This window comes from Actinacidiphila paucisporea (genome assembly GCF_900142575.1).
In the GTDB taxonomy this organism is placed as follows: Bacteria; Actinomycetota; Actinomycetes; order Streptomycetales; family Streptomycetaceae; genus Actinacidiphila; species Actinacidiphila paucisporea.
In genome coordinates this window covers 20,614-31,054 of the sequence record NZ_FRBI01000045.1, presented here as the reverse complement: position 1 = coordinate 31,054, position 10,441 = coordinate 20,614, and the positions used below count along the sequence as shown (strand labels likewise).

Annotated in this window: 7 protein-coding genes and 1 pseudogene; 2 read left to right on the top strand and 6 right to left on the bottom strand. The window is 73.0% G+C overall.

Annotated elements, in window-relative coordinates; genetic code table 11:
• Nucleotides 1–218: 218 nt before the first annotated feature.
• A pseudogene (locus tag BUE44_RS34370) lies at nucleotides 219–419 on the top strand (transposase family protein); the annotation flags it as partial.
• A 105-nt stretch (nucleotides 420–524) separates the two neighbouring features.
• On the opposite strand, the gene BUE44_RS34365 reads toward BUE44_RS34370, so the two are convergent.
• The 6 genes from BUE44_RS34365 to BUE44_RS34340 form a co-directional block, all read right to left on the bottom strand.
• On the bottom strand, nucleotides 525–1,205 hold the full coding sequence (locus tag BUE44_RS34365) for a helix-turn-helix domain-containing protein (RefSeq protein WP_079190346.1): 681 nt from the start codon (nucleotides 1,203–1,205) through the stop codon (nucleotides 525–527).
• A 67-nt stretch (nucleotides 1,206–1,272) separates the two neighbouring features.
• Complete coding sequence (locus tag BUE44_RS34360) at nucleotides 1,273–3,309, bottom strand: ABC transporter ATP-binding protein (RefSeq protein ID WP_073502946.1); 2,037 nt, start codon at nucleotides 3,307–3,309, stop codon at nucleotides 1,273–1,275.
• A complete protein-coding gene (locus BUE44_RS34355) occupies nucleotides 3,309–4,142 on the bottom strand; it encodes an ABC transporter permease (protein WP_073502945.1) in 834 nt (277 codons plus the stop codon). Before BUE44_RS34355 ends, BUE44_RS34360 begins: the two co-directional genes overlap by 1 nt.
• Nucleotides 4,139–5,206: an ABC transporter permease gene (locus BUE44_RS34350; RefSeq protein ID WP_079190345.1), complete on the bottom strand. Its 1,068-nt coding sequence runs from the start codon at nucleotides 5,204–5,206 to the stop codon at nucleotides 4,139–4,141. Before BUE44_RS34350 ends, BUE44_RS34355 begins: the two co-directional genes overlap by 4 nt.
• Nucleotides 5,203–7,407, bottom strand: coding sequence for an alpha/beta fold hydrolase (locus BUE44_RS34345; protein WP_073502944.1), 2,205 nt, complete (start codon nucleotides 7,405–7,407; stop codon nucleotides 5,203–5,205). The genes BUE44_RS34350 and BUE44_RS34345 overlap by 4 nt, the downstream gene beginning before the upstream one ends.
• Nucleotides 7,408–7,544: 137 nt before the next feature.
• Nucleotides 7,545–9,143, bottom strand: coding sequence for an ABC transporter substrate-binding protein (locus BUE44_RS34340; protein WP_235002752.1), 1,599 nt, complete (start codon nucleotides 9,141–9,143; stop codon nucleotides 7,545–7,547).
• A gap of 664 nt (nucleotides 9,144–9,807) precedes the next feature.
• On the opposite strand from BUE44_RS34340, the gene BUE44_RS34335 reads away from it, so the two are divergent.
• On the top strand, nucleotides 9,808–10,257 hold the full coding sequence (locus tag BUE44_RS34335) for a hypothetical protein (RefSeq protein ID WP_073502942.1): 450 nt from the start codon (nucleotides 9,808–9,810) through the stop codon (nucleotides 10,255–10,257).
• The last annotated feature ends 184 nt before the right edge of the window (nucleotides 10,258–10,441 follow it).

Below are 10,441 nucleotides of genomic sequence, written 5' to 3'. Positions count from 1 at the left end.
CCAATCCGGGCAGTGCGTCGGGCTCCGCAAAACCGTTGAGCTCGATACTCGTCACAACAGCCTCCAGCGTCTTACGCGTCCCGGAGATGCGACAGGACGGTTGCAAGTTCCTGGACTGCGTAGATCAACGAGTTCAGCGGGAGTTGACGTGGCAACAGCGCAGGCACGAGACCGGTGATCATCAGGGTGTCTACGCCAGCTGATCACATCGAGGTCCCGTGCCTGCCGCTCCATCTTTCCCGGTCCCTGCCGTCCTGGCGAAACTGGGCCCCCTCCACGACCAGGACACCGGTCGCGTCCGCGTCCACCTTCAGCGCGTACCCGACCCGCGTTCGCGTCGCGGACGGTGGTATCCCCTGGTCAGCTTACTGCTGATCTGCGCCTGCGCAGCCGTCTCCGGTGCCCGGACCGTCGCCGAGATCACCGAGTCGACAGCGTTCCGGTGCCGCACCGCAATGACAGTTTCGCATGTGGCCGGGCAGATCGGCCGGAGGCCATGGCCCCCCTGGGCGGGCACGAACCGGTCAGTCCATGGGGAAGCCGACGATGCTGTGGGTGGTCGCCGGGCAGTCCTGGGTCGTGTAGTAGTGGCTGGCGCGCCCGTCGAAACGTGCGCTGTCGCCGGTCTCCAGCCGGTGAGCCACCCCGTCGACCATCAGCGACACCCGCCCGGAGACCACCATCACGTACTCCACCGAGCCCGCGCCGTGCGAGCTGACCTGGCTCTGCGCGTGCGGGTGGAGACGGGACCGGTAGATCTCAACGCGGCTGTGGCCGTGCGCGGAGAACAGCAGGTTGACGGCCGTCTCGTCGTCAGGCTCCGTCAGATCGCCGACCCGCACGATCTCCGGCTCCAGCAGGGGGCGGCGCAGCAGCGCGACCGGGTCGGTCTCAAGGACGGCGGCGATCCTGCTGAGGATGTCCAGGGTCGGATTGGCCTCCGCACGTTCGATCTGGGAGAGCAGGCCCTTGCTGATGCCGGTGGCGGTTGACAGTTCGCGCAGGCTCCAGCCACGGGCCAGGCGGCGGCGGTTGAGGTTCACCGACAAGGCGTCGCGCACCGAACCTCGCGACGTCGACGGACCGAAGGCACCGGTGCCCGGGAGGGCGGCCGCGGCCGCCGGGGATGGTCCCGGGACCTTGAGTCCGGCCGCCGCCGCGGCCTGCCCTTCCTGTTGGGCGCGGACGCCGGGGATGGCGGACATCCCTTTCCTCCTCGGTAGTCGACCCACGGCGGGGCGGCCCGTCACGGACGGTCGGCGCCGGTCGGCGTCATTGTAGTGGCTGTTCGCCGGGGCCGAGGGGGCCGATGGCGGGGCCCGGACGGCCAACTGCGGCCGGGGGGAGGGCAGCGAGCATCCGCCGGGTCCAGGCGTGGCGCGGTCGGTCCAGGACATCGGCCGCGGCGCCCTGCTCCACCAGTTCGCCGCGGTACATCACGGCCACCTCGTCGGCAATCTGCCGGGCCACCCCCAGGTCGTGCGTGATGAACAGGACCGCGAAGCCCTCGGCCCGCTGGAGGTCGGTGAGCAGGTTGAGCAACTGCGCCTGCACCGAGACGTCCAGGGCCGACACCACCTCGTCGCAGACCAGCAGGCGGGGGCGGACCGCCAGTGCCCGCGCCACGGCGACCCGCTGTCGCTCACCGCCGGAGAGCGCGGCCGGACGCCGGGTCGCGCAGCCCGCCGGAAGGCCGGTCTGCGTCAGCAGTTCTCCGATCCGGTCCCGGGTCCACTCGGCGCGCTCGCGCCGGCTGGCGCCCCTTATCTGACCGGCGGCGGCCAGCGCCTCGCGCATGGTCGCTTCGACAGTACGCAAGGGGGGGAGCGAGGAGTAGGGGTCCTGAAAGACGATCTGCGCTTGGCCGGCCAGGCGAACCCGTTCGCCGTGGCCGGGCCTGCGGCCGGGGGCCAGCGCCACCCCGCCGACCTCAACCCGGCCCTCGTCGAAGGTCTCCAGACCGACGGCGATCCGTGCCAGTGTGGTCTTCCCCGATCCGGACTCGCCGACCAGGGCCGTGACCCGGCCCTGAGGTACGGTCAGCGACACCCCGCGGGCAGCCGCCTGGCGTACGGCGCCCGATCGGAAGGTGCGGTACACCCCTTCCAGCAGCAGGGCCGGCACCGGAGCGGCGGCCGTACGGACCGCCGGGTCGCCACTGACGGGTGCGGGTGCTCCGTCCGCGGGCGCGGCCTTCGCCGGGCCGGCGGCCGGAAGCGGTGCACCGCCCTTGAGCGCGCCCGGCCGGTCGGCGATCTCGGCGAGACGGACGCAGGCGGACAGCCGCTGGTGCCCCTCCGCGGCCGGTGCGGGCACATGCGGCAGCGGGCGCAACAGCACGCCGGGGGTGGCGCAGACGGGGGCTGCGTGCGGGCACCGGTCGGCGAAGGGGCAGCCGTCGGGGCGCCGGCCGGGTGCGGGCACCGAGCCGGCGATGGCGGGCAGTCGCGGCAGGCGCTCGTGCACGGAGGGTTCGGCGGCGAGCAGCCCCGCGGTATAGGGGTGCCGGGGGTCGCTCTCCAGCTCGGCCGGGCTGCCCTGCTCCAGCACCGCGCCGGCGTAAAGGACGTACACCCGGTCGCACGCGGAGAAGGCCACCCGGAGGTCGTGGGTGATCAGTACCAGGCCCATGCCCCGGCCAGCCTGCAGACGGCGCAGCAGGCCCAGCACCGCGCGCTGGTTGGCGGCGTCGAGGGCGGTGGTGGGTTCGTCGGCGATGAGCAGGTCCGGGTCCCCGGCCAGGGCCGCCGCGACGGCCACCCGCTGGCGCATGCCGCCGGAGAGTTCGTGCGGATAGCGGTCGGCGGTCTCCGGGGCCAGTCCCACCTCGGCGAGCCGCCGGGCGACTTCGGCCCGCTCTGCGGCCCGCCGGACACGGCGGCCTGACACGGCGGGCCCACCGGGTGCGCCGGGGCGCAGACCGTCCGCGATCTGGGAGCCGCAGGTGAGCTGTGGGTGCAGCATGGTGAACGGGTTCTGCATCAGGAGCGCGACGCCGCGTCCGCGCCGTGCCTGCCGGGCCGCGGGCGGCAGGTCCAGGATCTCCTGGTCGCGCAGCCGTACGCTGCCGCCGTCGGTGCGGGTGCCGTCGGGGAGCAGGCCGACGACCGCGCGCACCGCGAGCGACTTGCCGCTGCCCGACTCACCGACCACGCCTATGCACTCGCCCGGCGCGACGCGCAGGTCCACTCCGTCGAGAACGACCTCCGGGCCGCTCAGCGCGCCGTCGGCAACCACCCGCAGACCGGTGACCTCCAGCAGTGTGCCCGGCGTGGTGGGACCGCCGGGACCCCGGGCGGGTACGTACATCAGGACCTCCGGTCGGAGAACGCCTCGAACAGCCGGTCGCCGAGGAGGTTCAGCACCACGGCGGAGACGATGATCGCGACAGCGGGTGCGAGCGCGGCGGACGGGTTGTCATAGAGCAGGGTGCGGTTCTCGGACAGCATTCGGCCCCAGTCGGGGGCGCCGGGCGGCACGCCGAGGCCGAGGAAGGACAGCGAGGACAGGGCGACAACGGAGCCGGCGAAGTTGAGCAGGGTGTTCGCGACCACCACGGGCAGGACGTTGGGCCAGATGTGGCGCACCATCACCGTTGTCCGCGACAGGCCGAGCGTCTCGGCCGCCTCCACGTAGGCCCGGTGGCGCTGCTCCAGCACGGCGGCGCGGACCAGTCGGACGTCACCGGGCGAGGTCAGCACGACGAGGACTGCCACCGCGAGGGCGTAGCCCCCGCCGCCGATGCCCGCCACGACGATGGTGACCAGAAGCGCGGGCAGGGCCAGCAGCAGGTCGGCCCAGCGGCGCACGAACATGTCTGTCAGGCCGCCGAGATAGCCGGCGGTCACGCCGAGGACGTTGCCGACGAGCATCGAGCCGACGGCGACGACCGCCGCTCCGCTCAGGGTGCTGCGGGCACCGGCGACCACCATCTGGGCGATGTCGCGGCCGAGTTCGTCGGTGCCCAGCGGATGCCCGCCGCCGGGCATCGCAGCACCGGTGAGCAGGTTCTGCCGGTCCCAGTGCGGCAGGATCCACTGTCCGGCGACCGCCGCCACGCCCAGTATCAGAGCCAACGAGCCGCACACGAAGGTGAGCACCCCGGGGATGCGCCGTGCGCGGAACGGCGTGCGGGGTGTCATGCCTGCCCCTTGTCGCGGTCGGCCGGCGCGGTCGCGGCCGCGGTGCGCAGCCGGGGGTCGGCCAGCGGGTGGACGAGGTCGGTGGTGAGGTTGGCGAGGCAGACCAGCGCGGCGATGAGCAGTGCCTCGGCCTGCACCACCGGCACGTCCTTGAAGGTCACCGAGCCGACCAGCAGTTGGCCCAGGCCCGGCAGCGCGAAGACCTGCTCGACCATGACCGTGCCGGCCAGCAGGTAGGCCAGCACGAGCCCGATGCCGGTGCTGACCGGGACCACGGTGCCGCGCAGTACGTAGCGGATCAGGACCCTGCGGGTGGGTATGCCGCGGGCCAGCGCGAAAGTGACGTGCTCGCGGGCCAGTTCGCGGACCACGGCGGCCCGGGTGAGTTTGACCAGTACTGCGGTGACGGACAGTCCCAGAGTGGCGGCGGGCAGGACCAGGTGCAGCAGCCGGTCGCCACCGCCCCCGGAACCCGGGCCGTAGGCGGGGAGCCAGCCGAGCATCAGGGAGAAGACGTAGATCAGGACCAGGCCGCCGGCGAACACGGGAGTAGACAGGGTGACGACGGCGAGGCTCTGCACCGCCCGATCGGCGGGGCGGCGGGCACGCAGACCGGCCAGCACACCCAGCGGCAGGCCGAGTGCCACCGCCACCGCGAAGCCCAGCAGCACGAGCTGGGCGCTGAGCGCCAGACGGTCGCCGAGCACGGCGGTGACGTCCTGACCGGTACGGATGGAGGTGCCCAGCCGGCCGTGCAGGGCGTCGGCCAGCCAGCGCCCGTACTGCTCGGCCACCGGGTCGTCCAGATGGTGGTCGGCGCGCACCGCTGCGAGTGCCTGCGGGGTGGCGCTGCGGGTGCCGAGCAGTGTGCGCGCGGGGTCGCCGGGCGCGACCCGGAGCAGCGCGAAGACGGCGGCCGACAGAACGGCCAGCAGTCCGGCGGTACCGGCCAGCCGCCGCAGCACGTAGCGCAGCGGCAGCGCCGCGCCCAGCCGTACGTGCCAGGGCCGCTGCGGCGCGGGGCGGTTCGCAGGCCCGGGGCCCGGGCTGCGGGGCGGCGTCATGTTGCCTGCCTCCTCGGTGTGCCGTGGTCCGCCGGCCGGTCCGGGGTGGGGGCGGCGGCAGGGGCGACAGCACCGAGGACGTGGCGGGTGAGCCAGGCATCGGCGCGGCCGGCGGCGTCCAGCAGGTGCGCAGGTTCCGTGAATTCGTGGCCTTCATCCGGGTATACGTGTAGTTCCACCGGGGCGGCGGCGCGGCAGGCCAGCGCCCGGTACAGTTCGTGGGCCTGTGCGACCGGGGTGACCCGGTCCTGCTCGCCGTGCAGCAGCAGGACCGGGGTGCCGGGGCCGGGGACGGCGAAGACCGGGGAGCGGTCGATGAGAGCCGCCCGGCCGGCGGCGGTCCGCGCGTCGCCGATGCGGTAGGCGGACTCGTAGCCGCCGCCGATCACGGAGGTGTGCACGAAGCTGAGCCAGTCGGTCGGCGCGGAGATGACCACCGCGGCGCGGAAGGCGGAGGTGCGGGTGGCGGCCACGGCGGCGAGGTAGCCGCCGTAGCTGTGCCCGAGTACGGCGGTTTGTTCAGGGGCGGCCTCGCCCGCGGACGTCAGCGCCGTCACCGCGGTGAGCAGATCGGCCAGGTCGCCACCGCCGAAGTCGCCGACGACGGCGTGCGCGTGGTCCAGGCCGTAGCCGCTGCTGCCGCGCAGGTTGGGCAGTAGGACCAGCCAGCCGGCTGCGGCGAGCGCCGGAGCCATGCCGAGTACGTCGTCGGGCGCGTAGCCCGCCGACCACAGCCACGACGGGCCGCCGTGCACCAGCACGGCCAGCGGCCGGGCGGTGCTCGCGGCGCGGCCCGCGCCCGCCGGGTCGCGGTCGGCGCGGGGAGCGCGGACCGCGGGTGCGTCCAGCAGCAACCCGTGCAGGCGGCGGCCGTCGGCAGAGGTCCACGAGGTCCGCCGGGTGCGGACCCGGGCCAGGTCCGCGAAGTCCCCGCTGCCGCGGGCGGCGGCCGGGTTGAGCGCGGTGACCGGCCGCCAGGACCACGCGCCGGGTCCCGCCGTGGGCGCCACCACGGCCTGCGGCGGCCGGCCGGGGGCTTCCAGCACTGCCGCAGCCGAGGCACCGTCGGCGCTGAGTGTGAGGGCGGGCTGCGCTGCGGGACCGCTGAGGACCGCTTCGTCCTGCCAGTGCACGGTGGGTGCGGCAGCGCCCGGAGCGCCCGGGTCGACCGGCGCGCCGGTGATCCGGCTGCCGGTGCCCGCCCAACCCGCGAGCAGCAGCCGGCGCGGGTCCCGCGGATCGGCAACCAGCCAGGTGGTGTCCTCCGGGCCGGTCGGCACGGTCACCGTGCCGTCGGCGAGGTCGACCAGCACCGGGCGGCCGGCCACGATGGAGATGCCCTCGACGACGGCGGCGTGCCGGCCGTCGGCGGTGAGAGCGGGTGCGGCCAACTGGCCAGCCGGGGTGTGCAGGGTGCGGGTGGTGCCGTCGGCCAGGTCGACGCTGACGAGGCGGGCGTGGTAATAGCCGGCGGGGAGCGACTCCGCGGAGACGGTGGCCACCACTGTGGCGCCGCCGCGCCACGCCGCGTTCCACACGGTGAGTCCGCGCGGTGAGGCGTCGCGCAGTCGTACCGGCGCGGTGGCCGCCCTCGCGCCGGCCCCGGGACGGGGGAGCGCACCGTGCAGCAGGCGTCGGCGCCCGTGGCCCGGCCGAAAGGACTCGGGGTGGGGCCGCGGGCCGAGGCGCACCGGCAGCCCCAGGTGCATGCCGTCGCGTTCGGCGCCTTCCTCGGCGACGAGCAGCAGCACTTCGGTGCCGTCATCGGAGAGCAGCAGGTCCTCCACGTCACCGGGTACGGACACCAGCGTCCGCAGCCGGCCGGTGCGGGTGTCCCAGGCGGTCAGTTCAGGCCGGCCGGCGGCGTCCGGCCGGGGGCCGGTGATCAGCAGCAGGGTCCGTGAGTCGGGCAGCCAGCGGGGGCTGTGCCGGGGTGCCGGATCCGGGCTGCCGTCGGGCCCGTGCGGGACCACCGGTGCCGCTTCCCGAGCCGCATTCGGACCGCGGGCCGCCGAGCCGTCGGCGGGGACCAGGAGCACGCCGGTGTGGCCGGGCCCGCTGACCGTCACCGCCACGGTGCACCCGTCCGGGCTGATCCGTGCCTCCAGTGGGCGGGTCATGCCGAGCACAGCCTGCCGCACCCTGAGCAGCGTCGCGGCCTGGGTGTCCCGGGCGGCGGGCGGGCGGGCGGAGCGCGGCATGGGGTGTTCCGATCGTCGGTCGGGGCGGTGTCCGCGGCCCGCGGCCGCGGTGGAGGAGGGGCGGTGGGGTGAGTGCCGGACGCCACGGGGGCGAGCGTCCGGCACTCGGTCTCGGGGTCGGGTGGCCCCGGATCAGGTCAGGCGGTCCTCCTGATCCTGGCCGCCCAGGGACCGACCAGGGCGAACGGGCCGGGCTGCTCCAGCACGACGTCTTTGGACAGTGCCGTCGCGGTCTGTGCCCACCACAGCGGCAGATAGGGGAGATCGGCCGCCGCCGCCTTGACGGCGTCGAGCAGGAACCGGCCGCGTTCGGCTGTACCGGTGGCGGTCGTGGCAGCGGCCAGCGCCCTGTCCACGGCCGTGTTGCGGTAGTGCGCGAGGTTGGTGGCGGTGGCCGAGCTCTGCAGGTACGGATTGGTGAGCTCGGCGGGGTCGCCGGTGACGGGGAAGTACCACAGGAATTGCAGCGGCTTCCTGCCCGGCACCAGGTCGGCGATCCACTGTTCGAGCGTGACCTCCTTGACCTTCAGCGTGATGCCGAGGCTCTTCAGGGAGCCGGCCAGGGCGAGCGCCGCCGTGCCGAGCTGGGGACCGCTGTTGGGGTAGGTCAGCTCCACTGTGAAGCCGTCCTTGTGGGCAGACTCGGCGAGTTCGGCTTTCGCGGCGTCGAGTCCGAAAGGGTAGGGGGTCAGTGCGGCGTAGGCGGACTCGGTGTCAGCGGCGGGCAGCAGGTCCCCCCACATCTCGGGAGAGACGAGGGAGGTGGCGACATCGGCCTTGCCATGCAGGATCCCGGCCACCATTCCGGGGCGGTCCGCCGCGTACGCGAACGCTTTTCGGACATGGGGGTCGTCGAAGGGTGCCCGGGAGGTGTCGAAGGCGAGGGAGACCACCGAGCGGTCGCTGGTGTAGGTGACCTCGGCGGCCGAGGTCCAGCTGCCGGCCTCGTCGGCGGGCAGGTCGAGGGCCCCGTCGATGGAGCCGGACTTCATCGCCACCAGGCGGGTCCCGGCGTCGGGTATGAAGGACAGTTTCAGCGAGCGCAGCGCCGGCTTCCTACCCCACCAGGCGTCGTTGCGCTCCAGTTGCACCCCGTCGTCGGCCGCGAAGGACGTCACCTTGTACGGGCCGGACCCCAGCAGCAGCGTCTGCGAGGTGCCGACCTTGCCCTTGTGCTTCGCCAGGAACGCCTTGCTGCTGATCAGCAGGGTTCCGGGGGTGGGGGTCCAGGAGAACGCGGCATCGGGGGAACTCAGCGTGATGGTCACCTCGCGCTCGCCGGTGGCCCGCACCGAGGCGACGTTGGCCCAGGCGTAGGCGAGTCCGCTGGTCGTGTCCCGGGCTGCCTCGATCGAGGCGAGCACATCGTCGGTCGTGACGGGGGCGCCGTCGGAGAACACCGCACCCCGGCGCAGCGTGTAAACGTACGTCCTGGCGTCGAGCTGGTCCCACTTCTCCGCGAGCCCCGGTTCGAGCCGGCCGGTGGGGCTGATTGACAGCAGCGACTCCTGCACGAGCGCGGCCACCGTGTAGTTGAGGATGCCCGCCTCACGGCTGACGTCGAGGGTGGAGATGGACGACGGCAGCGCCAGCGTGAGGCTGTCGATGGGGGCGTCGGTGCCTTTCGCGGGAGTCGCCTCCGAGGTCCCACCGTGCGCGGCGGTGTCCTTCTGCTGAGGGGAACACGCCGAGAGGATCACCGCGGCGCCCAGCGTGCCGAAGGCCGCTCCTGTCATGCGCAGCATGCTTCGTCGGTTGAGGTGTCCGGCTGGTTCCGAGCCCATGAGGACCGCCAATTCTGTTCTCCACCACGGCACGTCCACTGACAATGCCCAATTGGGCGTGGATGGTATCCACGCCTTCTTGGTGGTGTCAAAGGTTCGCCTCAGCGGCGCTCGAGGTGGCTGCGGAACGGCGGCGAAGTGGCTGCTCCGAAGCAGCGGCATCGGGTCAACACGAGCTGTTCCTCGTCCTGAGTCAGCGCAGTGGGTCTGTGGACTCAGCCGCGCGGCGCGGCATCTGCTCCTTCGGCCTGCCGGGAGCATGCGAGAGCATGGCCGAGGTGACCGCGGTGAGCGCGTCACTGACCACATCCGGTGTCTTGGCCGCAGGCCCCGGCCGGTGCGCGCGCATACTCGGTCGCGAACTCATCCCAGCTCAGCCGTGACAGCACCCGCGGCCAGCTCGGCTCATCGTTTGGTGCTCCGGTTGCACTTCTCCATATGCCCTGGTCAGGAGGCTCTTTCTGAGCCCAGTCAACTGACGCGACGTCAGGGTGGCGGCGTTTCGTGACTCACCTGATCGGGGCGCGTTCGGCGCTGGTAGTGGTGATGCCGGGCAATGGCCTGGTGGCGGCGGCGCCGGCTGGACCACCGCCGTCCACCACACGAGAGTGACGGTGTGCGCGCACACCGCGGCGTGCAGGCGGTTCTCTACAAACAGCTGGCCGAGATATTCGGCTACGGAGCCTTCGACGGCTACTTCAGCCTTCTGGTCCCCGACGGGCTTTCAGGTCATGACGGGATCGTGAGACGCGCCGAAACTCTCGCCGCGCAGGCCAAAACGCACGGCGCGCGACTGTACGAGCCGTACCACCTGTTCCCGGCCCCGGGCGGGCTGCTGCACTGGGCGGACACCGAACAGGCCGCCGGGTTCTACTGGCTGACCGAGGGCCCTGACCCCAACAAGTGGCCCACCCTGTCCACGGAGGACGACTACCGCGAGTGGGACCGCTTCGACGGCTCGACGGCGGAGTTCGTCTTCCGCCTGCTCACCGATCCGGATCGGCCGCACTCCACTGCCCGATGGTTCGACACGCACTGGTTCATGACCTACGGCGGTCACGCATAGGGACTGTCCGGCGGGACCGTCTCACCGCTGACGACGCGATCGACGTAACCGCAGTAGGTGCGCCGGCCAGCTCTGACCAGCGGCCCGCGGTGCTCGCGGTGATGCCCGGGGCCTGTGCCAGGAGTGGCGCCTCAACTCGTGCCGCCAGCTGCAGCAAGGCTCTGGCCCGTCCGGGGCCAGGAGG